Raw genomic sequence first — 24,385 nt, 5'->3', positions numbered from 1 at the left:
TGCGGCATCCCCACTTGAAGGAGAGCGCGGTGGCCCAGTATCTGACCGTTCTGACCACGACCGACAGCGCCGAGAAGGCACAGAGCCTGGCCGCCGGGGCGGTGGAAGCGAGGGTGGCGGCATGTGCCCAGATCGAGGGGCCGGTCACGAGTGTCTACCGCTGGGACGGAGCGATGCAGGCCGACCAGGAATGGCGAGTGCTCTACAAGACCACTGTGGAGCGCTATCCGGCGCTTGAGGCCCACATCAGGACCGCACACGACTACGACACACCGGAGATCATCGCGACGCCGGTGACACAGGGCAGCGCCGACTATCTGGCGTGGGTGAGCGCGGAGACGACCGAGGGGTGATCAGGCGGCGAGCGCGGTGCGGATGCTCTCCGTCAGATCTCGCGCCGCACGGTCCTTCGGCGGGAGCAACTTGGCCAGAGACGCAAGCCGTTGCCGTCCCATCGTCGTCGGTGTGTCTACCGCAGCCTGCACAAATCGGTGCCCGACGGCTACGGCTTGTTCCACATCTCCGGAGGCCAGGTACCCGTTCGCCACATCGGCCAGGACAGCGATCCGGACCTTGGAGTCATCTTCCCCGAGGTGTGTGAGGGCGTCTTGAGCCGTTTGCTCCAAGTTGCGGTGCTGAAGCCGGGAGTAGGTGGAGAGCATCAGTGAGTCCAGACGAGGGCGGCCGTAGAAGCGGACCCACGCTTGCTCTGCGCCTGGATCGGCGTAGTCGAAGGCGGTGGTGGACCGTTCCAGGGCGCGCACAGCTCCATCACTGTCTCCGAGTAAGGCGGCTTCCTCAGCCTCCCGGCCGGCCAGCCAAGAACGAGCCGAGGCATAACCGGGGCCTCGGACATGCTCCTGGGCTGATGACAGCATGGCGCGTGCCTTCTCTGCTGGAAGCGCGTAGGAGGCATAGCCAAGGGCAAGGGCGACAACTGCCGGATGTCCGGCCTCCCGACCAGCGAGTGCGGCCGTCTGGTAGTAGTTTCTGGCCTGCTCTAGGTCGCCGGTGTCGAAGGCTGCCCAGCCCGCGAGCGCGGCGGTCTCGCCAGCCGCGACGGTCAACGCCATGCGATGAGTCCCGGACCGAGGAATGAGCGCTGTGAGGGTGTCCAAGTGCGCCCCGAGCTGCTGGGCCAGCTTCTTGGCAGGGAGATGGTGTTCGGTGACGAAGAGCTCGGCGGTCTTCTTGACCAGCGCTTCACTGGTCCGGCTGTCGACGGACGGTCCGGCGACGGCTGCGGCGAGCCTTCCCCATGGTTCGGTGGCGATCCCTGCGGCGAGCACCGAGAGACCGAACTCGCGTCGATCCACGTCCTCCTCCTCGTCCTCGGCCAGTAGTTCCGATGTTGACATGAGCCGCCGATGGCGGCGACTGGCTGCCACGGCCCGCTGGACGTCTTCGACGGAGAGCCCGTAACCGGCGGCGATCATCCCGTGGAACACGGGAGTGGGGAGGCGCTTCTCGGTCTCCCACCGTTTCAGGTTGTCCGGGTCGAAGACTTCACCGCTGACCTGTGCCAGGTGCTCGGCCTGCTCGCACCGCGAGCGTCCCGCGTCCTTGCGCAGGTCGCGCAGCAGGCTGCCGATGCCCTCCGGACTCACCATGAGCTGCCCTCAAGTGTCGTCACTGATACCGGAATCCATCCTGGCCCCGAACCTGGCCCCCTGCCGGAGAATGCACCCTTTTCCGGCCCTCCCGGGTGACAAGGAACAGGAGTTGGCTGGTTGCGTGCCCGCTGCTCCGCGGCTGGACACGGTTTCCGCAGCTCTAAGGAGTCGCCGTGTACGAACGTTTTCAGATCTCCCCGAGATCGGTGGCGGAGGACGGTGCCGCCGTGCTCTCCAAGGTCCTGCCTCGTACGCCGGACTCCGTTCCGGTCGCCCGGCATCTCGTCCGGGACTTCCTCGCGGACGAGGACGGCACCCCGATGATCGACGCGGCCGAGTCCGTGGTCGCCGAACTGGTCGGCAACGCGGTGCGGCACGCGCGCGGGGACCTGATCCGGGTGACCGTGCGGGAGATCTCCCCGACCGGCGTACGCGTGGCCGTGATCGACAAGAGCCGCGAGTTACCGGTGCTCCGTACTCCGGCCGCCGATGCTCTCAGCGGCCGGGGCCTGGTCATCGTGGATTCCGTCGCCCGGCAATGGGGGGTCGACCGTCTGCCGTGGGGGAAACGGGTCTGGGCCGACCTGGAGTGCGAGGAATCACGGGTGACGGAGGTCCCGCAGCTCGCTACCGCGAGGGCCCAGACGATCTACGTGCTCCTGGTGTGTGTGCTGGCCGCCGTGGTCTTCGCGTCCGCCGCGGCTGACCAGTCGTAGCCGGTGGCCGGAATCCATTCGCTCACGGAAATCGGGAAGCCCGAGGAGAGTCCCATGACCAGTGCTTCCGTCCGTCCCGCGCCCCGCGTGGCCGAGGTCTTCGTGCACGCCGTGGTCCAGATCCATCAGGCCGCCGCGGAGATCTGGCCCGGCGTACCCGTCCGGCTGGAGGCAGCCCGCACCAAGCTCCGCGGCGCCTATCCGGCCGTACGCGGTGTCCCCGCCCAGCCGCTCCCCTCCCGGAGGAACCCGTGACAACGCACGCCGTACGCCTCGCCGTCGCCGACGCCACCACGACCGTCATGTCCCTCGACCAGGCCGTCACGGACTGGACGGCCCGCTACTTCGGCCCCTGGTGGAACGCCGTTGAGGTGCCACCGGAGAGCGTGGGCACGGGGCTCGCCGTGGTCGCGGGCGTCCATCCGAGCCGGTACAAGGAGCTGGCACTCGGGGCGGTACAGGCGCCCCATAGGAGCGTCGAGTACGCCAAGGCCCAGCACCTTGTCACCCATGACCCCTCTTCCAACGTGATCCGCGCCTTCTGCCCGGAGCACCAGCTCTGCTACCGGTCCGAACCGGACCGTGGCCAGTTGCACATCGTCGGCTGCGACACCGGACCGGTCGCCACCGCCACCGCCCGTCTCGCGCGGGAGATGGTGCGTGGTGCCCTGCTGCGCGACGGGTGGGCGGTGCTCCACGCGTCGGCCGTCGTCGGCCGGGACGGCGGGACGATCCTGGCCTTCGGGCAGAAGGGGGCGGGCAAGACGACCACCGCGCTCGCGCTGGCCGCCTGCGGCGGGCTGCGGCTCCTCGCCAACGACCGTGTGTTCGTCCGGCCGCGCCCCGACGGCGAGGCCGGGATCGACGTCCTTCCCTGGCCGTCCGCCGCCGCCGTCGGCCTCGGCCTCCTGGACGCCCTGAACTGGTTCGACCTCGCCCAGAAGCGGCTGCGCGACGGCGAGCGGCTGCACCCGACCCAGCACGAGAAGGTGACCTCCGCGCTGCTCGCCGGGGACCGGACGCCGCTGTGGGACAACGGCCGGGAGCTGAAGGCACAGGTCTTCCCCGACCAGTTCGACCGCTGGTTCGGCCTGCCGCTGGCGACGTCCGGCGAGGCCGCCGCTCTCGTCTTCCCACGCGTCGAGGCCGGTGCCGCTCCCGCCGAGGAGACAACGGTCCGGGCGCTGACCGGGCATGACTTCATGAGCGGTACGACCGAGGACCGGTACCCGGACGTGTTCGAGCTGGCCCTGGTCGACGGCGGCGGCATCGAACAGACCCGTCAGGAGGTCGCCCGGCGCCTCGGGCGCCTGCCGCACCACTCGGTGGTCCTCGGCCACGACGTGTCGGCGAACGCCGACTTCCTGACCAAGCTCATGCCGGTCTGACGAGGTGGGAGCGCCGGGCGGTGAAGGTTCGTTTCCGGCGCTCTCCCTACCTCTTGGGGCACGGCCTGTGCCCCACTGTGCTCCGCCTGTCGCACGACGTGTCGGACGGAAGGGGACGCCCAGTAATTTCTGCCGGGCGTTCCGGATTCCAGATCCTGGATTCCGCATCCGCATCTCTGATGTCTGATGCCTGAAAGGTGCGAACAGGTGAAGTTGAAGCGAGCACTGGCGGGGCTGGGGCTCACCGGCGCGATTGTCGCCGGGACCCTGGCGATGACCGCGACTCCGGCTGCGGCGGCGTACAACCGATACGTCGACACCTACGCCAACATGTACGAATGCCAGTCGGCGGCGGACTGGTACAACCGGCATCCCCTCTCCGGGCACTACTTCTACTGCTCCGCCCGCCCCGACGGCGGCGGCAACCTCTGGGAGTACGTCCCGTAGGCGGCGGTGGTCCGCGGATCGAGAACGGTACGGCGTGGACGCGTTCCGGCGTCCACGCCGTCGTTCGTCTTCAGCACCTGGATGGCGGAACTCCGTGACATCGGAGAGCGGCTGCTGCGGCTGACCGCGCTCACCCGGCTCACCGACGGCCCGCCCGCCGAGGGCGAGGGGGGTATCCGGAGACCATGGGTGACGGCGTGCTCGCGGGGGCGCCCTCTGCTGATCTCTCCTTTACGGATCGTTTGGGTATCGGAACGGTCATAGAAGGTCCCCCGCCACTGGCGGGAATCACTCACGCGCGTAGCGTGTTCCTCACCATGGCAAGGGAAAGATCCTCCCCAGGCACTAGGGTCATACTTTTGCCTTTCCATTACTCTTGAGGCCAAGGCCACGCAGTGTGGCCATGGAGGAGTGAAATGAGGAGCAGCAACCCGGTCTTCTCGCGACGGGGGTTCAGCCGCGACAACGGCTACGCGGGCTTCAACGCCCAGCCGCAGGCCGGGGGCGCAGCAGTAGGCACGCAGGGCAACCCGTACGCCCAGCCCGGCGCCGCAGCCAACCCGTACGCGACGAACCCGTACGCCCAGCAGGGTGTGCAGGGCGCGCCGCCGCAGGCCCCGGCCAGCACCGACCGGATGACGATGGACGACGTCGTCATGCGCTCGGCCATGACGCTCGGCACGGTCGTCGTCGGCGCCGTCCTCGCGTGGGCCCTGCTGCCGGTCTCGTCCAGCAGCTACGGTCTGGCGATCGGCGCCGCGCTCATCGCCTTCGTCCTGGCGATGGTCCAGTCCTTCAAGCGCAACGCCTCACCCGCGCTGATCCTGTCCTACGCCGCGTTCGAGGGTGTCTTCCTCGGCGTCTTCAGCGAGATGTTCAACTCCCGCTGGTCCGGCGCGCCCTTCCAGGCCGTGCTCGGCACGATGGCGGTCTCCGTCGCCACCCTGCTGATCTACAAGGCCGGCTGGATCCGGGTCACCGCCCGCTACGCGCGCATCGGTATGGCCATCGCCATCGCGTTCGTGCTGGTCATGGCGGTGAACCTGCTGCTGGTCGCGTTCGGCGTCGCCGACGACGGCGGACTGCGCAGCATGGGCCCGCTCGGTGCGATCGTCGGTATCTTCGCGATCATCCTCGGCGCGTTCTTCCTCACCCTCGACTTCAAGCAGATCGAGGACGGCATCGCGTACGGCGCTCCGCGCAGCGAGTCCTGGCTGGCCGCGTTCGGTCTGACCATGACCCTGGTGTGGATCTACATCGAGATGCTGCGGCTGGTCGCGATCTTCAGCGGCGACGACTGACCGGTTCCGTCCGAGTGACGGGATCTGAGTGACGAGCAGGGCCCCGGGGTGATCCCGGGGCCCTTTCGCATGCTCGGCGCTCAGAAGAACTTGCGCGCGGCCCTCCTCAGGTCGTACTCGTGAATGATCGCCTTGGCGTGGCCGTACGCCAGATTGTGTTCATGGCGCAGCCAGCTGACCTTCTCCTCGAAGCGGATGAGAGCCGGGCCGTCCTCGACGGTGCGCAGCCAGTCGGCGACTTCACGACCGGTGCAATGGGGGATGCGGGCGAGCAGGTTGCGATGGGTTTCCTCGGAGAAGACTTGGGACATCGGCGCCTCCGGACGCAATCAGGTGTAAGCCGGTCCTTCAGGTCACCGTGCCTGAGCGTTGGTCCGTTGGCAACAGTCCCGGTACGGCGCGTACGCTCGCCGCGTGGTTGATACGACACCGCTGACCCAGGCCGTGGATCACTTCGCCGACCGGTTGAGGGCGGCTCCGCAGAGCCGTCTCCAGCGGGGGGCTGCCGCCGAGGCGCTGGGGTTGGCCAGGGAGTTGGCGCGGTGGGCGCAGTCGGTGGAGGCGCCGGGGGTCGAGCCTCGGGTGATGCCGGATGCCGGGATGTTCGCCGCGGCGGATCAGGTGACTGTTGCCGGGCGGGATCTGGCGATGGTGTTGCGTAGTGCGGGGGAGGTGGAGGCGGCGGTCGGGAAGGTGCGGGAGGCTCAGGGGCGGGCCGGGGTGTGACGGGTGTTCCCGGGGGCCGTCGGGTGCGGGTGCGTTGTGGCTTGTCGCGCAGTTCCCCGCGCCCCTTGGGGAGTGGGGCAGCCCGTCGTTCTCAGAGTGCGGGCGCGTCGTGGCTGGTCGCGCAGTTCCTCCCCCAGAGGGGGTACCCCCAGCGCCCCAAAAAGCCTTGGCCGTCCGGCCGTGTCGAGAGGGCCCCGCGCCCCGGAAAAAGCCTTGGCTGTTCGGCGGCGCCGAATGGTTTCCGGGTCTCCCGGACTACAAGGACGCGATGACGCGGTCCGCCAGGATGTATACCGTTTCCTCGCCGCACTGGAATGTGAGGGTGTACGCGCCCGCGATGCCCGAGCCGCCCAGCAGGTGGGGGATCTCGCCGGAGTGCAGGGCGGTCGCCAGGCGTTCCGCGGTCTCGCGGTGGCCCGGGGTCATGCACAGGGTGGTGCCGTCGGCGAAGACATAGACGTCCAGCGTGCCCAGCGGGCCGGGGCGGACATCGGTCAGTTCGACGCGCTCCGCGGCGAGCCCCTCCAGCGTGGTCACCGTACGCTCGTGGTCGCCCACGACCGGTGACGGGACCGGGGTGAAGTCCGGGTGGGAGGGGTGGCGGCGGCGGGCCGCGGCCAGTTCGGGGGAGTCCGCGGGGTAGTCGCGCGGGTGGTCGTCGGCCTCCGGCGCCGGTTCGGTGACCGGCTCCAGCGCGTCGAGGCCCGCGAAGTCGGCGGGACGGGGCAGGAACGGCTCGTTGTCGCCGAGGCCCAGCAGCGAGGGCGCGTCGGCGGCGTCACGGGCCTCCTGGGCGGCCCAGAAGGCGCGCGCCTCGGCGAGTTCCCGCTCGCGCTCCTCGGCGAGGGCCTCCGCGACGGCGGCCCGTATCTCATCGGTGTCGGCCGCCGGACGGGCCGCGGGCACCAGACCGCGGGCGGCACCGCCCTCGGCGAGATCCTGATGCAGGGCCGCGACCTGGCGGCGCAGCTGTATGAGGGTGCGCAGGACGGCGACGCCCACGGCGCCGGTGGCGGCCGTGGTGACCAGCAAAGCGATCGGCATGGCGCTCACTGACGTACTCCCGGTTCAAAGTCGACCCCCGACTTCCTACATCAGCTTGATGGGTGAACTAACCAGCTGTCAGTGCGTAACGTCACGAAACGGACAGGACTTTGGACCCGCGGTTTATCGATTCAACGCGCTGACCAGCGGTGATTCCTGAGACGGGGGAGATAGGTCACATCCTGAGGAGGATTGGATCACAAATCGGCCCAGAACTCCGGAGATTGCCGGGTTCTGGGCCGATGAGTGACGTTAAGTGCCTTTGGGGTTACGCAGTGATTTCGGGATAGGGCCGAATTCCCGGGAATTCGGTCAGCTGAGCCGCTCGATGACCATCGCCATGCCCTGGCCGCCGCCGACGCACATGGTCTCCAGGCCGAACTGCTTGTCGTGCCACTGGAGGGAGTTGATCAGCGTGCCGGTGATCCGGGCGCCGGTCATGCCGAAGGGGTGGCCCACGGCGATGGCGCCGCCGTTGACGTTCAGCTTCTCCAGCGGGATGCCCAGCTCCTGGTAGGAGGGGATCACCTGGGCGGCGAACGCCTCGTTGATCTCCACCAGGTCGATGTCGTCGATGGTGAGACCCGCGCGGCGCAGCGCCTGCCGGGACGCCTCCACCGGGCCGAGGCCCATGATCTCGGGGGAGAGCCCGGAGACACCGGTCGACACGATCCGGGCCAGCGGGGTCAGGCCCAGCTCGCGCGCCTTGGTGTCGGACATGACGACCACGGCGGCGGCGCCGTCGTTCAGCGGACAGCAGTTCCCGGCGGTGACCAGTCCGTCGGGGCGGAAGACCGGCTTCAGGCCCCGCACGCCCTCCAGGGTCACGCCGGGGCGCGGACCGTCGTCCTTGCTGACGACCGTGCCGTCCGGGAGCGTCACCGGGGTGATCTCCCGCTCCCAGAAGCCGTCCTTGATCGCCTGCTCGGCGAGATTCTGCGAGCGGACGCCGAACTCGTCCATCTCCTCCCGGCTGATCCCCTTGGCGCGGGCCAGGTTCTCCGCGGTCTGGCCCATCGCGATGTACGGGTCCGGGGTCAGCCCGTCCTCGCGCGGGTCGTGCCAGGTGGAGCCGGTCGACTCGGCGGTCGCGACGGTACGGGCCTCCGCCTCCGCGAAGAGCGGGTTGTGGGTCTCGGGCAGCGAGTCCGAGTTGCCCTTGGCGAACCGGGAGACCGTCTCCACGCCCGCCGAGATGAAGACATCGCCCTCGCCCGCCTTGATGGCGTGCAGCGCCATCCGGGAGGTCTGGAGGGAGGAGGAGCAGTAGCGGGTGATCGTGCAGCCGGGGAGGTGGTCCATGCCCAGCTGTACGGCGACGATCCGGCCGAGGTTGAAGCCCTGCTCACCGCCGGGGAGGCCGCAGCCGAGCATCAGGTCGTCGATGTCCCGGGGGTCCAGCTCGGGAATCTTGGCGAGAGCCGCCTGGATGATGGCGGTGGTGAGGTCGTCCGGGCGGAGATCCTTGAGGGAGCCCTTGAAGGCGCGGCCGATGGGGGAGCGGGCGGTCGAGACGATGACGGCTTCGGGCATTTCCGGCTCCAGGGCGGGTGTGCGTACGGATGGGCGGGCCCTTCGGAAATTACCCGCCCGTAAGCCTCCGGTCACCGGTCCACCCATGTGACACGGACCGCACTTTCTAAGCGCTTGCTTGGGGTAAGGGGGGAGGAGGGGTGTGGGGGAGGGGCGCGAGGCGGCTGCAAGCCACGGCACCTCTGCAACGCAGGCCACCGCCACCCCCTAAGGGGCGCGGGGAACTGCGCGACCAGCCACACACCACCCGCACTCACCCACACTGCGCAACCCCCCACCCCCTCCCCTCGCCCCTTCACGGAGTGACCGGCGCTGCATCCTCCACCCGCACCCGCCGCCGCCGACGCCTCTTCAACAACGCCCAAGGCCCCCGAGGCCCCGTAGGCATAGCGGCAGCGACCTCCGTGCCGGCCGACGCCGCCGCCTCCGCCGCAGCCGCCGCCACCGGGAGGAACCCCTCGCTGCGGGACGCGTCCGGACGGTCCTCGTCGGCGGGCCACAGGCCCAGCGCCGCGCACACCGTCGGCAGCACCGCCATCGCCGCCGTCGCGTACCCCTCGGCCGAGGGATGGTAGTGGTCCGGCCCGAACAGCTCCCGCGGATGCGCCGCGAACTCGGGCCCGAGCAGATCGCCCAGCGACACCGTCCGCCCGCCCTGCTCCACCACCCCGATCGTCTGGGCGGCGGCCAGCTGCCGGGAGGCCCGGCGGGCGAGCCAGCGCAGCGGCTGCTGGACCGGCTCGATCGTGCCCAGGTCGGGACAGGTCCCGACCACCACCTCCGCGCCCGCCGTGCGCAGCCGCCGTACCGCCGACGACAGATGGCGGACCGACTGGGTCGGTGGCATCCGGTGGGTGACGTCGTTGGCGCCGACCATGATCACGCAGATGTCGGGGACCTGGGAGGGGTCTTCGAGGACCAGCGTCACCTGGCGGTCCAGATCGTCCGAGCGGGCGCCCGGCAGGGCCACGGTGCGCAGTCGCACCGGCCGTTCCGCGACCGCCGAGAGCCCGGAGGCCAGCAGGGCGCCCGGCGTCTCCTGGGCGCGGTGCACGCCCTGTCCGGCCGCCGTGGAATCGCCCAGGAGGGTCAGGGTGAGGGGCGGTTCGCCGGGCGTGGCGTACGACTGCCCGTACCCTCCGTCCGCGTGCGGGACATGGGACGACATGCCGTTGCCCACGTGCCGTCTGGCCAGCCGGACCTCCGCGAGCAGCAGACCGACGGTCGCCGCCCCCATCAGACCGATGCCGCCCCCGCCGAACGCCGCGCCTGCCGCGATGCGCCGGGCCACTCGTGCCCTCGACATGCTCGTCATGCCTCGCCGCCACCTCCTCCGTGCCGTACATCCACTCCTTGCCCCGTACCGACCGCTGTCCAATCTCAACAGGGAGTGAACGCCGGACCGGGGCCGTAGGCTGACGGAACCATTACGACCACACCTTTTGCAGCAACCGGAGACAACGGTGCAATTCCACGACTCGATGATCAGTCTCGTCGGCAACACCCCGCTGGTGAGGCTCAACAACGTGACCAAGGGCATCCAGGCGACCGTCCTGGCCAAGGTGGAGTACTTCAACCCGGGCGGCTCCGTGAAGGACCGCATCGCCCTGCGCATGATCGAGGCCGCCGAGAAGAGCGGAGAGCTCCGGCCGGGCGGCACGATCGTCGAGCCGACCAGCGGGAACACCGGTGTGGGTCTGGCGATCGTGGCCCAGCAGAAGGGGTACAAGTGCATCTTCGTGTGCCCCGACAAGGTGAGCACCGACAAGATCAATGTGCTGCGGGCGTACGGGGCCGAGGTGGTCGTCTGCCCCACCGCCGTGGACCCCGAGCACCCCGATTCGTACTACAACGTCTCCGACCGGCTGGTGACGGAGACGCCGGGCGCGTGGAAGCCCGATCAGTACTCCAACCCGAACAACCCCCTCTCGCACTACCACTCCACCGGGCCCGAGCTGTGGGAGCAGACCGAGGGGCGGATCACCCACTTCGTCGCCGGGGTCGGCACCGGCGGCACCATCTCCGGCACCGGGCGCTATCTCAAGGAGGCGAGCGAGGGCCGGGTCCAGGTCGTCGGCGCCGACCCCGAGGGCTCGGTCTACTCCGGCGGCTCCGGACGGCCGTACCTGGTCGAGGGCGTCGGTGAGGACTTCTGGCCGACGGCGTACGACCGGACGCTCGCGGACGAGATCGTCGCCGTGTCCGACAAGGACTCCTTCCAGATGACCCGGCGCCTCGCCAAGGAGGAAGGACTCCTGGTCGGCGGCTCCTGCGGCATGGCCGTCGTCGCGGCGCTGGAGGTGGCGCAGCGGCTCGGGCCGGACGACGTGGTGGTCGTCCTGCTGCCGGACAGCGGGCGGGGCTATCTGTCGAAGATCTTCAACGATGAGTGGATGGCCGACTACGGGTTCCTGGAGGACGCCGGGCCCAGTGCCCGCGTCGGTGATGTGCTCGTCGACAAGGAGCACGGCGCCATCCCCTCGCTGGTGCACATGCACCCGGAGGAGACCGTCGGCCAGGCCATCGAGGTGCTGCGCGAGTACGGCGTCTCCCAGATGCCCGTGGTCAAGCCGGGCGCCGGGCACCCGGACGTGATGGCGGCGGAGGTCGTCGGGTCGGTGGTGGAGCGGGAGCTGCTCGACGCGCTGTTCAACCGGCGCGCCTCGCTCGACGACCCGCTGGAGAAGCACATGTCGGCGCCCCTTCCGCAGGTCGGCTCCGGTGAGCCGGTGTCCGATCTGATGCAGGTGCTCGGCGGCGCGGACGCGGCGATCGTGCTGGTGGAGGGGAAGCCGACCGGGGTGATCGGGCGGCAGGACCTGCTGGCGTTCCTGGCGAACGCGGCGAAGTGAGCGGGGTCTGAGGCGGTACGGGTGAGGTGGCCCGGCGGGATAGCCGGGCCACCGGCTCAGGCGGTGGGGCTGCTCTTGGTGTGTTCTATGAAGTGGCCCCAGGTGTCGGAGGAGAACGTGAGGGACGGGCCCTCGGTGTTCTTGGAGTCCCGAACAGGGACGACGCCGTGAGCTGTCAGGTATTCAGGGGCCCACTCGATGCATTGTCCTTCGCCGCCGCTGTACGTGCTCCTGACCCATCGCAGGGGTCCCGTGCTGGAAATCCTGTTCATCTCGCGAGTTCCTCCATCGTTGCGCCCATCAAGGCGAGCGACTCGTGTTCAGAGAGTGCCGCCATGCGTAGCCGATCGAACATGGTGACCGCAGCACCCACTATGTGTGGTGTCTCGTCCATATGCCCGCCGTGGGTGGGCGTTTCGGTGTAGACCGCGTGGGGCTTCTCGTTCAACGAGAGCAGAGTAAAGGGCAGATGGGAGGGGGCGGCTCCAGCCGAGTAGGGGAGCACCTGAAGCGTCACATGCGGCGAACACCCGAGAACGCGGAGGTGTTCGAGCTGTCCGGCCATGACGGACGCGCCCCCCACGAGGGTCCGCAACACGGCTTCGTTGATGATGACCCAGAGCAACGGCGGATCGTCGTTCTCCAAGACGGCCTGCCGACGCATTCGCAGCTCGACGCGCTCCTTGATCTGGTCCTTCGACTCGCGGGGGAAGGCCGCGCTGATGACGGCCGCCGCGTACTCCGGTGTCTGCAACAAGCCCATCAGGAAGGTGCACGAGTAGTCAGTGACCGCGCTTGCCGATTCCTCCAGAGTTATGTACGGCACGAACCAATCCGGATGGCCCTGCTTCGCGAGCTTGTTGCGCAGCCGCCGGTAGACCCCCGGTGTCCCGGCCGCGCGGTCCATGGCGTCGGTGAATGCGGAAGAGGCGAGGACGAGCCCGTTCTCCACCTTGCTGACCTGAGCCTGCGTGTAGTGCAGCAATTCGGCGAACGCCTCTTGGGACAGCCCCATGCACTCGCGCAGTGCCTTGACTTCCCGGCCGAAGTACGCGGCGGCGTTCTTGGGCTCCTGCTGCTGGTCGGCCTGCTCGCCCACCTGAGCAACCCCCTTCTATTCCACCCTCGTTGGAATGGAGTTCGACCTGTTCAGGGTATCGCCGGTCGGCCACTCTGGGTGATGTACCGGTTGCAGAAACCGCACCCCCCCCCACGAACCGTGAGGTCCCCCCATGCCTGGCAGTGACTCACCCCGCAACCTCTCCCAGGACACCTACGAATCGCTCATGACGCTGCTCGAACAACTCGGCGTGTTCCCCATGGACGCCCGAGTGGACTGGAGCGCGGACGAAGACGTGGCCCTCGTCTTCCTGGGCCGCGTGACCACCCCGGAGGCGCGGCTCCTCAACCGCGCCCTCAGGGTGGCCGTCGAGCAGCGCCGGCCTCCCGGCATCCTCGCGGACCGGCCGCACCGCCCCCTGGTGGGGGAGACGGTCCTCGACAGGGCCACGGGCAGGACCGGGGAGTTCAAGGGCTGCCGACTGCGCCCGCTGGGGGACGGGGAGCCGTGGACCGCCGACCCCGACGCCATCCGGCGCCCGGACCGGGACGCCCTGATCAAGGCACGCACGGCGGGCTTCGACGCGGGCGGCCAGGGATGACCAGGCACCGCCGCGCCAACCGGTCCCTCCGGACCTGGAAGTTCACCTCGGACGGCCCCTTCTGGGGAGGCGTCCTCATGGTCACGGTGTGCGTCTCCGTCCTCGGCTATGTCGCGGCGGTCGTCACGCTGCACAGCCGCTGACGAGGACGGCGGCGCAGCCCGGGGCCGCCGCCGCATGGACGCCGCCCCCGCCTGGTCGAGACGGAGGGGACCCCTCCCCGACTTCCCTCCCATCCCAGGCGGGGGCGGCCCCCACATCCAGCGGCTCCCGGTCAGGTCAGTGACCTGAGCAGACCGGTCCCGGGGTTCATGACGCCCGGCTGGGCGAGGGACCTGAAGTCCGCCTCGACCTCCGCCAGGTCCAGGGCGCCCGCCCGGACGGCGTGGTAGCGGACCAGCGACCACACGAAGGCGTCCACGGTGTCGAACTGCGTGTTCGCCTCGACGACCTCCTCCTCGTGGAACCACACCGCGACCCGGCCGTTGGTGAGCACCACGTAGTAGTTGCCCCCGCCGTCGGCGCCGACCGACCACACGTCGTCGTCCGACAGCTCCGTCTCGTAGTCGGAGTCGAGTATCCGGCAGTCGTTGCCCGCGAAGTCGAAGGCGTACGACCAGTCGAAGATGTCCAGGCGCTGCGGCAGCGCTCCTGAACGGGCCCGGCGGTCGTAGCCCGCCAGCGCGGTGGCCGCGGTGGGCGGGAGCCGGGTGAGGAAGGGGGCGACCGGGCGGGTCTCCTCGGGGAGCTTCACCCCGGGCTCGCCGGGGAACCAGCGCGCCAGGTCGGCGTCCAGGTCCCGCTCCACATACCCGGTCAGTTGATCAACGGTGAGTGACATGCCGGGAGGCTAGCGGAGCGGACTGACAACCCCGGGTGGGCGGCGGGACTCTCCCGCCGAGGGTGCGAAGTCGTGGCGAAACTGCGGTGAACCGGGGGTGTACCCGGCGAATTTCCGGTGTCCTGCGGGGGTGCCGGACTTCGCGGAAGTGGTACGAGCGCGTCACGTACCCGCAGCACCGGCTTAACACGCGTCCGGCACATTGGTCGTTGTCGGCAGGGCGGGAGCGGCTCCCCGCCCCGGTCGGCACCGAACGTCCAAGGACCTCCGGAGCGGCTCCCGGACCTCCATGGACGCCCGGACGCGCAGGCCCGGCCCGACCAGGCCCGCGTCCCTCGCGGGGACCGCCGTCGTCCCGCCCCCCGGTGACGGGGGTGCGGCGGTCCCCGCGCATCACTCCTTGCTCGCCCCTCAGTCCTCCCAGGCGTCGTCGTCCCGATGCTTCTCGCGGCGGCGACCGCCGAACAGGTTCGGGTTCACCCGGGCCGCGTGGAAGACGTTCACCCCGACGATGCCCGCCCAGGCCACGACCAGGCCGGGGGTGTCGGCCACCCCGCCGCCGATCGCGGACAGCGGGATCGCCAGCACCATCGAGACGATCCCGAAGCCGAAGCGCTCGGCCCAGGAGTCCGCCGCACGGGGGGAGCGGCTGTCGCGGGCCGTGGTCATCCGCTGCTCGGCGAACTGGCGGCGCACCCGCCGCTCCACCGCCGCGTCGATGCGCTGGTCGACCTTCTCCAGGAACGAGTCGACCAACGCCGACTCGTACTCCTCGCCCAGGTCCCTGCGGGCGTGCAGGGTGGCGTTCAGTTCTCTCTTCAGGTCGGCGTCCTGCGCGTCCATTCCGGTCATGCTCCCCACGGTAGGGAGGGGAGGGCGCGGGGTGCACTGGGGTTAGCCCCCGTCTTGCCCTGAGGTCGGCTCCGGGATGTCCCTACCCCCGGCGCGCGGGCCTGGCCGATGATGTTCGTATGACCACCGCGCCGTTCGATCCGCACGCCCTGCTCGCCGAGCGCAAGCTCGGGGTCCTCGCCACCCTCAAGTCCGACGGGCGGCCCCAGCTCTCGCCCGTCATGCCGCACTACGACCCCGGGACGGGGCTGCTCTACGTCTCCACCTCCGAAGGCACCGCCAAGGTGGCGAATCTGCGCCGGGACCCGCGTGCCGCGCTGGAGGTGACCAGCGTCGACAGCATGTCCTGGGCCACCGCCGAAGGCACGGTCCGGCTCACCGGCCCCGGCACCGACCCGCACGGGCCCGAGGTCGAGGCGCTGGTGGAGTACTTCCGGCTGGCCGCTCCCGAGGAGCACGAGGACTGGGAGGCGTACCGCGCGGTGATGGTCTCCGACCGGCGGGTGCTGATCACCATGACGGTGGAGCGGGTGTATGGGGCCCGTCTCAGCTGATGAGAACCGCTGCACAAGATGAGACGTGACATGCCCTCTGACCTGGCCACTGCTCATTTGATGAATCTCAAGTCGAGGCCATTCTGGGACATGGGATGAGAGTGGAGACAACCAAGGGCTTCTCGCTGGCTGTGCCCTCAGATCGCCATCGCGCCGCCGCTGTTGTCGTGGACGATGGCCTGCCACTCCAGCACCGGTAGGCAGTGACCGTCGATGGCGGCGGGTGATGGACTGGCTTGCTCAGACGCGTACTGTCCTCGCCGAAGCCGCGCTGCTCGATGCAGGCGATGACCGGCTGTCCGTCTGCCCGCCCTGCCGGTCGACCGCGCTCAGGAGATCAAAGTGAAACGTCTGGAGCGCACGCATGGCCAGCGGCGGGCGGGCTCAAGCCCGGTGGGTCGTCCCGGCTCAGGACCTGGCGGGTCCGAGCCTCCGGTACACCGTCACTTGCCGGCCGCGGTCCTGCTCGGTCGTCACCACCTTGAAGTGTTTGTCCAGCACTGAGAGCTTCGCCTTGTCCCGGGCAGATGTCACGGTCGACGCGGCCTCCGGGGCATCAGTCACCAGCAAGATCTCCGTCTGCGCAAGCATCGCGGCGCGGATCCGCACCGGGTCCGCCTCCACGCCCTTGAGCGTTCCGGACGCCTCTGGACTCTCCACCAGGGCGATGTCCCTGAGGCCGGTGAAGGCGTCGGGGGAGACCGACTTGGTGTCGCGCCGCGCGGCGGGCACAAAGAGCACCCCGGCGCCGGGCCGCTTGAGTCGCTGCACGTCCGACGCGATGGCGAGGACGTCGTCCACCCGGCTCGCCGGGGACCGCTTGACCAGCGACTGCGGCAGCAATGCCACCGTTGCCGCAGTCAGTATCGCGGGGAGCAGGAACACGTAGGCCCTGGGAAACCTCGGGGTCGCCGCTCGTACCGCAGCGCCCAGCGTGGTACCGATCAGCAGAGCCAGGCCCAAGTAGCTGAAGAGTATGTAGCGTTCCAGGAACATCGGCCGGATCAGCGAGATGCCGATCAGGGCGATCTGAGGCACCGCCAGCAGGGGGAACCCGACAGTCGCGACGGACGGGTCACTCCCGCGCCGCCGGTCCGTCAGCGCTCCGAGGCCGCCGATCGCCAGCAGAACCGCCGGGCCGATCAACATGTGCCACGACAACGGCGGTATCCAGGAGACCTGTTGCGACTGGCTTCGCGTGAAGAGGATCAGTGGCACGACACACGCGGTGCCGACCGCGGAGGCCACCGCCCAGCGCTTCCACAGTCCGCGCCCGGATCGCGTCCACGCCAGGGTCACCAGGTGGGCAGGCAGGATCAGCAGCGACAACCAGTTCAGCAGTCCGCACACCAGCACGACGCCCCCGTACGCCACCCAGAGACCCGGCCGCTGACGCCGGGCAGTGAGGGCGGTCACCAGCAGGAGCGTTGAGACCCCTGCCCCGGCCGTGACGAGTGCGTACGGGCGGCCTTCCTGCAACTGGAACTGCACGGCCGGCAGGAGCCCGAACGCAAGGCCGCCTCCCAAGCCGGCCCAGCCACCAGCCAGTCGACGTCCGATGACGGTCACACACCCCGCCGCTACCGCCATGGCGAGAACCGATGGCAGCCTCAGCGCCGTCGTACTGGGGCCGAAGCAGGTGAAAAGGCCGTGCATGAACAGGTAGTACAGCCCGTGGACGGCGTCGACCTGCCCGAGCATGTGCCATATCTGGGCAGTTGAACGCTCGGCCACCTGCCAGGTCGCGGCCTCATCCCGCCAGACGCTGTGCTGGCGGGACAAACCCCACGAGCCAAGGACAAGGGTCCACAGGGCGGGTATCAGCCAGATGGGCAGACGGTGCCGCAGGGAGATTATGGGGGGATTCATGGAGATATTCAGGGCCTGAGGTGAGAAGCGCGGACCGCAGTCAGCGAGGGATGGACGTCAGCGGGAGTGTCTTCGGGTCAGCGATCTTGAGGCTGGCTGTGAGTCGACGAACGATCACACTGACGGGGTGGCCGGGTCAGTCTGCGCGGTTCTCGAAGGGGCGACAACCCGTGCCCCTGGGAGACGAAGGCCACTTCCACACCCCGCACTTCGGGCATACCGACAGGCGTGCGACTCGGATGGATGCACGGTCGGGCGAAAGCCTCACGGATACCACTTCATTCTGGCCGGAGATCATCTTTGTGGTCCGCGTCACATGATTTGCGGCTGTCAATGATCTTTGCGAGTAGTCAGACTCTTGTTCTGTTCGCGTCAATGAGTGCAAGGGTGCAGGCCCAGGCCGTGCACTCCCCTACGGGCTAGGAGTTCAGCTTTGAGACCGAAGAACGTACTCAAGGTCATGTTCGCGACTGTCGCCCTCACCGTGGCTGCAGGCGCTCCGGCGATAGCCTCCGTCAACGTGGGCGGCGGTGAGTGGGCGTACGGCACCGGCTGTTGCAGCGTCTGGTCGAACTACAAGCATGCCTCCGTGAACCACTCGTCCTCGGCCGACGGCGACTACTGGGCCTACAGCGGCTGCACCGCGCCCGGACCGTGGGCCCTGGCATCGGCTGAGCTCAGCGGCGGTACAGGCAAGGCCTATTGGGACAAGGGCTGCTCGCTCTGATCCCACGTACTACCGTGAGCCCCGGTGTCGACGTCACCGGGGCTCACGGTGGTCCGTCCTCCGCCCTCCGCCCTCCGCAGCCTTTCTCTCGCCACATCTCACCGGCCCAGGGCGGTCTCGTGAGCCCACACCAGCGGTCCGACATAGGAAGCCGATGCTGCACCGAGGTATCAAGTTCGTTCACGTCGCCGTTATGTTCTTCGCTGCGGTGCTGGCCTTCCTGTTTGTCCGGGAACTGGACGAGGACGAGGTGCTCGGCAACTCGGCCGTGATCTTTGTCTTCGACTCCGATGACTCGACGAGTGGCGCCCAGGTCGCCCGATCGATCTCGTCGTTCGCCGAGGAGCACGGCGTCTCGGTGGCTCGTGAGGTGCCGGACCTGAGGGAACCTGATGGTCGCCGCCATCTGTACATGGCCGCAGGTGAAGACCCGTCCGGAGTCAGCGCATGGCTGAACGAGGGCTATCCGGCCTTCAGCTCGACCCTGAGTACGGACGTGCATCCGATCGCTGACATCGGACAGCGTGATCCGCGCGGCCACTACTATGTGTTCGGGCCGCCGGAGGCTGCGGATCTGCTGGTCGCAGAGCTCTCTGGCCTCGGCCTGCGGGCGGACGTGTCCCACCCGCTCTCGTATGGCGAACTGGCCACCACCTACACCAATAGCGTCATGTACTGGTCGTTCTGGGTGATCGCTCTCGCTGCCGTGACCCTCACCGGCGCGAGTGTGCTGCTGTCCGCGAGGACCTATGGGATTCTGCGGTTGCAGGGCTTCTCCCTAGTGGGCATCCTCGTCCGTGACTTGAGGCAACTATTGGTGCCCTGGGCGGTGGCGCTCGGTACCGTAGTCGCGGTGGCACTCGCCTTCCTCGGTCTCTACAACGGCTTTGCCTGGCTCTCCCTCTTCGGCGCGCTAGCCGCCATCCTGGCCGGATTGCTCCTTCTCCTTGTGCTCAGCACTCATGTGGCCGTGATCGCCCTGACGTTCAAGGTCGACGTACTGCGAGCAGTGAAGGGCGCCCTGCCCGCTCGGGCGGCTTCCGTCGGCGTGTATCTGGTGCGTATCCCCGCCCTGCTGCTCGCACTCAGCGTCGCCACCGACGTCGCAGCGGTCGGCAGAGACATGGAGACGCGTCAGGAGAACCGGTCGGCCTATGCCGAGGCGGGCGATGCCGTCACCATCCGCCTCAACGGAGGCCTTTCCGGCGAGAGGGAGAGGGTTGTCGAGGAGATTGGCCCGTGGCTGCGCCGGGCCGACGGCAACGGAGAGGTCATTCTCGCCGGGCGCAGAGACCTCCAGAGCCTGGTGCCGGGGTCACACCTCCCGCCAGGCGAAGTACTCGTGGTGAACGAAAGATTCCTCACCGAACAGCCCGTTCTCGACCCGGGGGGGCAGCGCTACCTGCCCTCGGCCCGGAATGGCCGGGCGGCAAACGGAGACCGGGTACGGCTCATCGTTCCCGAAGCCATCCGCGGACACGAGGCGGCCCTCACCAAGGCGGTCGCCGGAGTGCTGGCTCCGGATTTCGACCCCCGGACCCAATTGGAGATGGCCCCGGCCAAGAGCGGTCAGAGCGTCTTCACCTACAACCCCGGAAACCAGGTCTACAACGCGGCCCACAGTCAGAAGGAGGACCGCTCTCTTGTGCAGGACCCGGTCCTTGTCGTGGTCCCCAACGGCTCACGCTTCGTGTCCGACGACGGCTACACCGCGTTCGCCGCTCAGGAGGGGATCGTCTTTCCTGACCCTGAAGACGTGGTAGGCGCCATTCAGGGAAAGAGACTGGGTGTCTACGTCGTGGCGCTCCGCCCCGTCGCTGAGAACTCCGCGCTGAAGATGAGAGAGGTCGTCACCGAGTTCCGGGTGCAGCTCTTCAATCTCGCGCTGACGGTCAGTGTCCTCCTCATCGCTGGCGTTGGCATCTGTGTCATCTACGCGCGCAAGAATTCTCAGTCCATATTCGCGCAGCACATCAATGGGTGGAGATACGTGGCCACTCACCGCTTCATCCTCGGCGTGGAGGCGGCCATCGCCTTCCTCCTCGCCACCCGGGTGCCTTTCGAAACATGGATGCGCAACAAGGACCTGGAACGGATCGCCGCGTCAGGTGCTCCCCTTCCCCGGCCGCTCGTCGAGCTCACCGGACTGGATCTAGGCATCATTGCCGGGCTCGTGTCTATCGAATTCGGTGCTGTGCTCCTTGCTCTCGCCGTCTTCCACCGCCGCATCGTCAGGGAGGGGGCGACTGCGGCGTGAGACCCGTACCTGCGATCCCCTTCCCCTCAGCAGGAGTACTGTCGTGATCGATATCGAGAATCTCTCGAAGTCCTACGGTTCCCGGACCCTGTGGTCCGATGTAGCCTTCACTGTCGCCCGTGGCGAGATGCTCGCCCTCATTGGGCCCAGCGGTTCAGGAAAGTCGACCCTCCTCAACTGTCTCGGTCTGCTGGACAAGCCGAGCACGGGGGCGATCCAGTATGAGGGCAAGGACATCACTCGATTTGGTCGGCGCGAGATCCGTGGGTTCCGCCGTGACGCGCTCGGCTACCTATTTCAGAATTACGCTTTGATCGAGAACGCGACTGTTGCCGAGAACCTCAAAGTGGCCGTGAAGCCGCGCCGATACTCGCGGGACCAGCCGAGCACGAACATCGCCGAGGCTCTGGACCGCGTGGGCCTGGGGGGCAGGGAGAAAGAGACGATCCACCATCTCAGTGGTGGGGAACAACAGCGCGTGGCCCTCGCCCGTCTCATGGTCAAGCGGCCTGCTCTGGTGCTCGCGGACGAGCCGACCGGTGCCCTCGACGACGCCAACGCGAACATGGTGGTCGATGTTCTCCGCGCGATGAGCGAGGCGGGATGCGCTGTCGTCATCGCCACCCACAGCACCCCAGTTCGCGAGCAGTGCGACCGGGCTTTCGCCCTGGGCGAAAGTGAATGTGACCCGCAGCGACTGACCGCCCCCATCAGCACCACTCGCCGGTAGTTCGTCAAATCCGGCGGTAGAGGTCAATGCCGTGGCGACCGCGTTGATCAGGGTCTGGAACTCGGAGGGTGGGTCCGTGTCCGTCCAGGCTCGCCACCACTGGGTGAGGGTGATGGCGGGGGCGAGCCACTGGTCCCAGCAGATCGAGAAGGCGCAGTTGACTAGGGTCTGGTGGCGGCGGCGCGGTCGGACCGGCCTTGGAAGCCGGCCTAGCCGAGTTCGTCCTGGATCTGTGTGTAGCTCCGTTGGATCCACCGCCACAGGCCGTAGAGGCCGACGGTCTTGGATAGGTCGGCCGGCGGGTGCGGGCCGGTGACGGCCTGGGACAGATCGGGGTGGGTCAGGTGGTGGCCAGTTCTCGGCAGGCTGGCCGGGTCGGTGGTGGCCACGACGGCGCAGTCGGCGACCACCGGCCCGGCAGTCGAGACCAGCTTCCTTTTCCCGCGGGTCGCAAGAGCAGCAGCCAGCTGCGGCTTCGGGCGGAAGGCTGGATCGGACCGGACTGCAGGCGAAGTGGCGGGCGGGGGTGTGGGGAGTCGCTTGCCGCGGGTAGTACACGCGGCCGTCGGTCCACCACCGTGGTCACCGTGACGATGCCGTTGTCGGGCTCTACATAACGGCCCGGCCACTACCGGCTGACCTGCGCGGTAGTGGTGCCGCCCTTGCGGTCCCCGGAACCGTCGATCACGATGACCCGGCCGTCGCACAGACTCTCATTTCGACCTTCGGCTCTCAGCTGACGCCACCGCTGCCGTTCTCCCCTTGCCGCTCTGCATAGGGTCATGCAGAGTTCTCGGTGCGTGAATACGCTGAGGGGGGAGCGGGCGCCGAGGGTGTCCGTGGGCGCGGGGGACCGAGGGGAGCGTTGCCGTGGCGTGGTCGTCGTCGAGTGTGGCGCCCGTGGCCGGGATCGTCGTCCTGGACGGGATCGGGCTGCGGGTCGAGGACGTCGTACGGCTCGCCGACGGCGCCGCCCGGCCCGTCCCGGGCACCGAGGCCATGAAGCGCGTCGAGGTGTCCTGGGACGCGGCCCGCCGGATCGCCGCCACCGGACGGGTCTACGGCCGCTCCACCGGCGTCGGCGCCAACCGCACCGAGGATCTGCCCACCGACTCCGCCGCCGGGCACGGACTGCGGCTGCTGCGCAGCCATGCCGGGGCCATCGGCGCCGAACTGCCCGCCCGCCAGGTCCGCGCGATGCTGGCCATAAGAGCCAACCAACTGCTCGCGGGCGGCGCCGGACTGCGGCCCAGCGTCGTGGACGCGCTGTGCGAGGCGCTGGAGCACGGCGCCCACCCCGTCGTGAACGAGTTCGGGTCCGTCGGCACCGGGGACCTCGCCGCGCTCGCCCAGCTCGGTCTCGCGCTCGCCGGGGAGCACCCCTGGTCGGGGACCGGCGCCCCGGCGCCCCAGCCGCTCGACAACAACGACGCCCTCGCCCTGATCAGCTCCAACGCCCTCACCCTCGGTCAGGCCGCGCTCGCCCTGCACGAGCTGCGTGGGCTGATCGCCGCCACCCAGGTCGTCGCCGCGCTCTCCCTGATCGCCGTGGACGGCTCGCACGAGGCGTACGCCGCCCCCGTGCACGCCGCCCGCCCGCACAAGGGGTCCCTGGAGGTCGCCCGGCGGATGCGCGGGCTGATCGGCGCCGCCGACCGGCCCACCCCACCGCTCGGCCGCCTCCAGGACCCGTACGGCTTCCGGTGCCTGCCGCAGATACACGGGCCCGCGCACGACGCCGCCGACGCGCTGGAGGACGTCCTCGCCGTCGAGGTGAACTCCGCCGCCGAGAACCCGCTGATCTCCGCCGAGGACCTCGCCGCCTACCACCACGGCGGCTTCTACCAGGCGCAACTGGCACTCGCCCTGGACCACTTCCGGCTCGCCCTCACCCAGGTCGCCCGGCTCTCCACCTCCCGGCTGTCCACCCTCAACGAGCCCGCCTACACCCGGCTCAAGCCGTTCCTCGCCGACCACGAGGCCGCCGCCTCCGGCGTGATGATCCTGGAGTACGCCGCCGGGGCCGCCCTCGGTGATCTGCGTGCCTTCTCCGCGCCCGCCTCCCTCGGTCACGCCGTGCTCTCCCGGGGCGTCGAGGAACAGGCCAGCTTCGCTTCCCTGGCCGCCCGGCAGAGCGTGCGCGCCTGCGACGCCTTCCGGCTGGTCGTCGGCTGCGAACTCGTCGCCGCCGTACGGGCGCTGCGGATGCGCGATCTGCGCCCCGACCCGGACCTGCCCGCCGGGCACGCCCTCGCCCTCGCCGAGTCCGTGCTCGATCCCGACCTCTCCGACCGGCCGCTCACCGACGACGTGAGCGCCGCCGCCGTACTGCTGGACCGGTTCACCGAACTGTGGAAGGGCACCACCTCACCATGACCGCCGCCCAGAGCCGACCGCCCGCCGACAGCGCGGCCACCCGGCTGCACACCCTGTTCGAGGGCCACCGGCTCACCCCCACCCAGCGCCGGATCGCGCACAGCATGGTGCGCCGGGCCGCCGACGTGCCCTTCCTGTCCAGCGTGGAGCTGGCCGAACTCGCCGGGGTCAGCCAGCCCTCCGTCACCCGGTTCGCCGTCGCCCTCGGCTTCGACGGCTACCCGGCGCTCCGCCGCCATCTGCGCGAGGTCGTGCCCGCCGGGCCGGTCCGGGACACCGGCGCCCACAACGAGTACCAGCAGGCCGTCGAGGCCGAGATCGACAATCTGCGCGCGCTCGCCGACGCCCTCGCCGACCCGTCGCCGGTCCAGCGCGCCGGACAGGTCCTCGCCGCGTCCCGCCCGCTGCCGGTGCTCGGGCTGCGCGCCGCCGCCGCCCAGGCCACCGGCTTCGCCTACTTCGCCGCCAAGGTCCATCCGGACGTACGGCTGCTCGCCGAGGGCGGCACCATGCTCCAGGACCGGATCGCCGCCGCCGTGTCCGCCGGAGCCACCGCCCTGCTCTGCTTCGCGCTGCCCCGGCATCCGCGCGAGGTCGTCGAGACCCTGGTGTACGCCAAGGAGGCCGGGCTGACCGTGGTCACCGTCGCCGACTCCGCGTTCGCGCCGGTCGCCAAGGTGTCCGACCTGCTGCTGCCCGCCGCCGTCGGCACCGGGCTCGCCTTCGACACCGCGTGCGCGCCGATGCTGCTGGGGCGGGTGCTGCTGGAGGCGATGTGCGACGACCTGCCGCAGGCGCAGGCCCGGCTGGAGGAGTTCGACGCGCGGGCGGCGGCGCGGGGGTTGTTCGTGGAGTGAGTCTCACTCCGGCGGCCGTGGGGCTGGGTTCTCCGGCGGTT

At 69.2% G+C, this 24,385-nt stretch carries 27 protein-coding genes; 16 read left to right on the top strand and 11 right to left on the bottom strand.

All coding sequences use genetic code 11. The annotated features are described in order from the left end of the window. The first annotated feature begins 29 nt into the window (after positions 1 to 29). A complete protein-coding gene (cutA, locus tag AB0D49_RS17490; RefSeq protein ID WP_362757944.1) occupies positions 30 to 353 on the top strand; it encodes a divalent-cation tolerance protein CutA in 324 nt (107 codons plus the stop codon). On the opposite strand, the gene AB0D49_RS17485 is transcribed toward cutA, so the two are convergent. Next, entirely contained in the window at positions 354 to 1,610 is a 1,257-nt protein-coding gene (locus tag AB0D49_RS17485) for a transcriptional regulator (RefSeq protein ID WP_362757942.1), read from the bottom strand. Positions 1,611 to 1,786: 176 nt separating this feature from the next. Here AB0D49_RS17485 and AB0D49_RS17480 point away from each other — a divergent pair, with 176 nt between their 5' ends. The 5 genes from AB0D49_RS17480 (at position 1,787) to AB0D49_RS17460 (ending at position 5,465) form a co-directional block, all read left to right on the top strand. After that, on the top strand, positions 1,787 to 2,329 hold the full coding sequence (locus AB0D49_RS17480; RefSeq protein WP_362757940.1) for an ATP-binding protein: 543 nt from the start codon (positions 1,787 to 1,789) through the stop codon (positions 2,327 to 2,329). Positions 2,330 to 2,383: 54 nt separating this feature from the next. Then, positions 2,384 to 2,584 carry a hypothetical protein gene (locus AB0D49_RS17475; RefSeq protein ID WP_362757938.1) on the top strand — a complete coding sequence of 67 codons (201 nt, stop codon included), beginning with the start codon at positions 2,384 to 2,386 and terminating at the stop codon, positions 2,582 to 2,584. Then, positions 2,581 to 3,717: a hypothetical protein gene (locus AB0D49_RS17470; protein ID WP_362757936.1), complete on the top strand. Its 1,137-nt coding sequence runs from the start codon at positions 2,581 to 2,583 to the stop codon at positions 3,715 to 3,717. The genes AB0D49_RS17475 and AB0D49_RS17470 overlap by 4 nt, the downstream gene beginning before the upstream one ends. Positions 3,718 to 3,924: 207 nt before the next feature. Further along, the gene (locus AB0D49_RS17465) at positions 3,925 to 4,164 is read left to right on the top strand and encodes a hypothetical protein (protein WP_362757934.1); all 240 of its coding nucleotides are present in this window, start codon (positions 3,925 to 3,927) and stop codon (positions 4,162 to 4,164) included. A gap of 416 nt (positions 4,165 to 4,580) precedes the next feature. Next, positions 4,581 to 5,465 carry a Bax inhibitor-1/YccA family protein gene (locus tag AB0D49_RS17460; RefSeq protein WP_362757932.1) on the top strand — a complete coding sequence of 295 codons (885 nt, stop codon included), beginning with the start codon at positions 4,581 to 4,583 and terminating at the stop codon, positions 5,463 to 5,465. An 80-nt stretch (positions 5,466 to 5,545) separates the two neighbouring features. Here AB0D49_RS17460 and AB0D49_RS17455 read toward each other — a convergent pair whose 3' ends face one another. Continuing rightward, entirely contained in the window at positions 5,546 to 5,776 is a 231-nt protein-coding gene (locus tag AB0D49_RS17455; RefSeq protein WP_362757930.1) for a DUF4287 domain-containing protein, read from the bottom strand. A 103-nt stretch (positions 5,777 to 5,879) separates the two neighbouring features. Between AB0D49_RS17455 and AB0D49_RS17450 the strand changes: the two genes are divergently transcribed. Next, the gene (locus AB0D49_RS17450; protein ID WP_362757928.1) at positions 5,880 to 6,191 is read left to right on the top strand and encodes a hypothetical protein; all 312 of its coding nucleotides are present in this window, start codon (positions 5,880 to 5,882) and stop codon (positions 6,189 to 6,191) included. Between the two features lie 255 nt (positions 6,192 to 6,446). Here the strand turns inward: AB0D49_RS17450 and AB0D49_RS17445 are convergent, their stop codons facing one another. The 3 genes from AB0D49_RS17445 to AB0D49_RS17435 all read right to left on the bottom strand — a co-directional run bounded on the left by AB0D49_RS17445 (position 6,447) and on the right by AB0D49_RS17435 (position 10,083). Beyond that, positions 6,447 to 7,244 (bottom strand): hypothetical protein, encoded by a 798-nt coding sequence (locus AB0D49_RS17445; RefSeq protein WP_362757926.1) that lies wholly within the window; start codon positions 7,242 to 7,244, stop codon positions 6,447 to 6,449. A gap of 303 nt (positions 7,245 to 7,547) precedes the next feature. Beyond that, positions 7,548 to 8,768, bottom strand: a complete 1,221-nt coding sequence (locus AB0D49_RS17440; protein WP_362757924.1) for an acetyl-CoA C-acetyltransferase — start codon at positions 8,766 to 8,768, stop codon at positions 7,548 to 7,550. A 295-nt stretch (positions 8,769 to 9,063) separates the two neighbouring features. After that, complete coding sequence (locus AB0D49_RS17435; protein WP_362757922.1) at positions 9,064 to 10,083, bottom strand: SGNH/GDSL hydrolase family protein; 1,020 nt, start codon at positions 10,081 to 10,083, stop codon at positions 9,064 to 9,066. 148 nt (positions 10,084 to 10,231) lie between these two features. On the opposite strand from AB0D49_RS17435, the gene AB0D49_RS17430 reads away from it, so the two are divergent. Next, the gene (locus AB0D49_RS17430) at positions 10,232 to 11,620 is read left to right on the top strand and encodes a cystathionine beta-synthase (protein ID WP_362757920.1); all 1,389 of its coding nucleotides are present in this window, start codon (positions 10,232 to 10,234) and stop codon (positions 11,618 to 11,620) included. A 56-nt stretch (positions 11,621 to 11,676) separates the two neighbouring features. On the opposite strand, the gene AB0D49_RS17425 is transcribed toward AB0D49_RS17430, so the two are convergent. Both AB0D49_RS17425 and AB0D49_RS17420 read right to left on the bottom strand, forming a co-directional pair. Beyond that, a complete protein-coding gene (locus AB0D49_RS17425) occupies positions 11,677 to 11,892 on the bottom strand; it encodes a DUF397 domain-containing protein (RefSeq protein ID WP_362757918.1) in 216 nt (71 codons plus the stop codon). After that, positions 11,889 to 12,719 carry a helix-turn-helix transcriptional regulator gene (locus AB0D49_RS17420; RefSeq protein ID WP_362757916.1) on the bottom strand — a complete coding sequence of 277 codons (831 nt, stop codon included), beginning with the start codon at positions 12,717 to 12,719 and terminating at the stop codon, positions 11,889 to 11,891. The genes AB0D49_RS17425 and AB0D49_RS17420 overlap by 4 nt, the downstream gene beginning before the upstream one ends. A 133-nt stretch (positions 12,720 to 12,852) precedes the next feature. Between AB0D49_RS17420 and AB0D49_RS17415 the strand changes: the two genes are divergently transcribed. Together AB0D49_RS17415 and AB0D49_RS17410 are read left to right on the top strand one after the other, a co-directional pair. Continuing rightward, on the top strand, positions 12,853 to 13,281 hold the full coding sequence (locus tag AB0D49_RS17415; RefSeq protein WP_362757914.1) for a hypothetical protein: 429 nt from the start codon (positions 12,853 to 12,855) through the stop codon (positions 13,279 to 13,281). Next, the gene (locus AB0D49_RS17410) at positions 13,278 to 13,424 is read left to right on the top strand and encodes a hypothetical protein (protein WP_362757912.1); all 147 of its coding nucleotides are present in this window, start codon (positions 13,278 to 13,280) and stop codon (positions 13,422 to 13,424) included. The genes AB0D49_RS17415 and AB0D49_RS17410 overlap by 4 nt, the downstream gene beginning before the upstream one ends. Positions 13,425 to 13,555: 131 nt before the next feature. Here AB0D49_RS17410 and AB0D49_RS17405 read toward each other — a convergent pair whose 3' ends face one another. Further along, positions 13,556 to 14,122 carry a hypothetical protein gene (locus tag AB0D49_RS17405; protein ID WP_362757910.1) on the bottom strand — a complete coding sequence of 189 codons (567 nt, stop codon included), beginning with the start codon at positions 14,120 to 14,122 and terminating at the stop codon, positions 13,556 to 13,558. Between the two features lie 411 nt (positions 14,123 to 14,533). Beyond that, on the bottom strand, positions 14,534 to 14,965 hold the full coding sequence (locus tag AB0D49_RS17400) for a hypothetical protein (protein WP_362758385.1): 432 nt from the start codon (positions 14,963 to 14,965) through the stop codon (positions 14,534 to 14,536). 128 nt (positions 14,966 to 15,093) lie between these two features. On the opposite strand from AB0D49_RS17400, the gene AB0D49_RS17395 reads away from it, so the two are divergent. After that, on the top strand, positions 15,094 to 15,528 hold the full coding sequence (locus AB0D49_RS17395; RefSeq protein WP_362757908.1) for a PPOX class F420-dependent oxidoreductase: 435 nt from the start codon (positions 15,094 to 15,096) through the stop codon (positions 15,526 to 15,528). Positions 15,529 to 15,936: 408 nt separating this feature from the next. Here AB0D49_RS17395 and AB0D49_RS17390 read toward each other — a convergent pair whose 3' ends face one another. Further along, entirely contained in the window at positions 15,937 to 17,397 is a 1,461-nt protein-coding gene (locus tag AB0D49_RS17390; RefSeq protein ID WP_362757906.1) for a glycosyltransferase family 39 protein, read from the bottom strand. A 433-nt stretch (positions 17,398 to 17,830) separates the two neighbouring features. On the opposite strand from AB0D49_RS17390, the gene AB0D49_RS17385 reads away from it, so the two are divergent. The 3 genes from AB0D49_RS17385 (at position 17,831) to AB0D49_RS17375 (ending at position 21,111) form a co-directional block, all read left to right on the top strand. Next, positions 17,831 to 18,124, top strand: coding sequence for a lactococcin 972 family bacteriocin (locus AB0D49_RS17385; RefSeq protein ID WP_362757904.1), 294 nt, complete (start codon positions 17,831 to 17,833; stop codon positions 18,122 to 18,124). Between the two features lie 154 nt (positions 18,125 to 18,278). Further along, positions 18,279 to 20,381 (top strand): hypothetical protein, encoded by a 2,103-nt coding sequence (locus AB0D49_RS17380; protein WP_362757902.1) that lies wholly within the window; start codon positions 18,279 to 18,281, stop codon positions 20,379 to 20,381. A gap of 43 nt (positions 20,382 to 20,424) precedes the next feature. Next, a complete protein-coding gene (locus AB0D49_RS17375; RefSeq protein WP_362757900.1) occupies positions 20,425 to 21,111 on the top strand; it encodes an ATP-binding cassette domain-containing protein in 687 nt (228 codons plus the stop codon). Between the two features lie 209 nt (positions 21,112 to 21,320). Here the strand turns inward: AB0D49_RS17375 and AB0D49_RS17370 are convergent, their stop codons facing one another. Continuing rightward, on the bottom strand, positions 21,321 to 21,521 hold the full coding sequence (locus AB0D49_RS17370; protein WP_362757898.1) for a hypothetical protein: 201 nt from the start codon (positions 21,519 to 21,521) through the stop codon (positions 21,321 to 21,323). Positions 21,522 to 21,981: 460 nt separating this feature from the next. On the opposite strand from AB0D49_RS17370, the gene AB0D49_RS17365 reads away from it, so the two are divergent. Together AB0D49_RS17365 and AB0D49_RS17360 are read left to right on the top strand one after the other, a co-directional pair. Beyond that, the gene (locus AB0D49_RS17365) at positions 21,982 to 23,487 is read left to right on the top strand and encodes an aromatic amino acid ammonia-lyase (RefSeq protein ID WP_362757896.1); all 1,506 of its coding nucleotides are present in this window, start codon (positions 21,982 to 21,984) and stop codon (positions 23,485 to 23,487) included. Continuing rightward, positions 23,484 to 24,344: a MurR/RpiR family transcriptional regulator gene (locus AB0D49_RS17360; protein ID WP_362757894.1), complete on the top strand. Its 861-nt coding sequence runs from the start codon at positions 23,484 to 23,486 to the stop codon at positions 24,342 to 24,344. Before AB0D49_RS17365 ends, AB0D49_RS17360 begins: the two co-directional genes overlap by 4 nt. The last annotated feature ends 41 nt before the right edge of the window (positions 24,345 to 24,385 follow it).

The sequence above is a fragment of the Streptomyces sp. NPDC048290 genome, from assembly GCF_040652095.1.
In the GTDB taxonomy this organism is placed as follows: Bacteria; Actinomycetota; Actinomycetes; order Streptomycetales; family Streptomycetaceae; genus Streptomyces.
The sequence above is the reverse complement of the archived record's forward strand: the minus strand, read 5'-3'. Positions and strand labels throughout refer to the sequence as shown.

Coding starts and splice junctions, on each gene's coding strand:
- AB0D49_RS17485 (WP_362757942.1), bottom strand. CDS start 1,610: ATGGTGAGTCCGGAGGGCATCGGCAGCCTGCTGCGCGACCTGCGCAAG.
- AB0D49_RS17475 (WP_362757938.1), top strand. CDS start 2,384: ATGACCAGTGCTTCCGTCCGTCCCGCGCCCCGCGTGGCCGAGGTCTTC.
- AB0D49_RS17460 (WP_362757932.1), top strand. CDS start 4,581: ATGAGGAGCAGCAACCCGGTCTTCTCGCGACGGGGGTTCAGCCGCGAC.
- AB0D49_RS17455 (WP_362757930.1), bottom strand. CDS start 5,776: ATGTCCCAAGTCTTCTCCGAGGAAACCCATCGCAACCTGCTCGCCCGC.
- AB0D49_RS17440 (WP_362757924.1), bottom strand. CDS start 8,768: ATGCCCGAAGCCGTCATCGTCTCGACCGCCCGCTCCCCCATCGGCCGC.
- AB0D49_RS17435 (WP_362757922.1), bottom strand. CDS start 10,083: ATGACGAGCATGTCGAGGGCACGAGTGGCCCGGCGCATCGCGGCAGGC.
- AB0D49_RS17425 (WP_362757918.1), bottom strand. CDS start 11,892: ATGAACAGGATTTCCAGCACGGGACCCCTGCGATGGGTCAGGAGCACG.
- AB0D49_RS17415 (WP_362757914.1), top strand. CDS start 12,853: ATGCCTGGCAGTGACTCACCCCGCAACCTCTCCCAGGACACCTACGAA.
- AB0D49_RS17410 (WP_362757912.1), top strand. CDS start 13,278: ATGACCAGGCACCGCCGCGCCAACCGGTCCCTCCGGACCTGGAAGTTC.
- AB0D49_RS17405 (WP_362757910.1), bottom strand. CDS start 14,122: ATGTCACTCACCGTTGATCAACTGACCGGGTATGTGGAGCGGGACCTG.
- AB0D49_RS17400 (WP_362758385.1), bottom strand. CDS start 14,965: ATGGACGCGCAGGACGCCGACCTGAAGAGAGAACTGAACGCCACCCTG.
- AB0D49_RS17395 (WP_362757908.1), top strand. CDS start 15,094: ATGACCACCGCGCCGTTCGATCCGCACGCCCTGCTCGCCGAGCGCAAG.
- AB0D49_RS17390 (WP_362757906.1), bottom strand. CDS start 17,397: ATGAATCCCCCCATAATCTCCCTGCGGCACCGTCTGCCCATCTGGCTG.
- AB0D49_RS17380 (WP_362757902.1), top strand. CDS start 18,279: ATGCTGCACCGAGGTATCAAGTTCGTTCACGTCGCCGTTATGTTCTTC.
- AB0D49_RS17360 (WP_362757894.1), top strand. CDS start 23,484: ATGACCGCCGCCCAGAGCCGACCGCCCGCCGACAGCGCGGCCACCCGG.